The organism is Haloferax profundi (genome assembly GCF_001469865.1).
In the GTDB taxonomy this organism is placed as follows: domain Archaea; phylum Halobacteriota; class Halobacteria; order Halobacteriales; family Haloferacaceae; genus Haloferax; species Haloferax profundi.
On record NZ_LOPV01000327.1, the window covers coordinates 1 to 308 of the forward strand.

The window sequence follows — 308 nt, forward strand, 5'->3', positions numbered from 1 at the left end:
CTCGCGCCGAAAGACTGTGTCTCTGCGAGCACAGCAACGACGCGATACGTACGCTCGGACTCTACTGTAGCCGAGGCGGATTCTTCCTCTATGATGAGAGTCACCCGGTCGCCCGGCCCAAGATTTCGGTCGGTCGCAAATTCGTCCGAGACGACGAGACTCCGTCGCCAGTCATCGGGCACCGACCCTCGTGCCACGTGGTACGCTACACGCGGATCTTCGATATACGTAACCGACACCGTTTCGGTGCTGTCATCACGCTCCACGAGTTTTACGTCGCCGCCGTTGGTCGCGACGATACCGGCGGG

The 308-nt window shown here is 60.7% G+C and carries 1 pseudogene; it reads right to left on the reverse strand.

Annotation, left to right across the window (positions count from 1 at the left end):
* A pseudogene (locus AUR66_RS22675) lies at positions 1-308 on the reverse strand (ABC transporter permease); the annotation flags it as partial.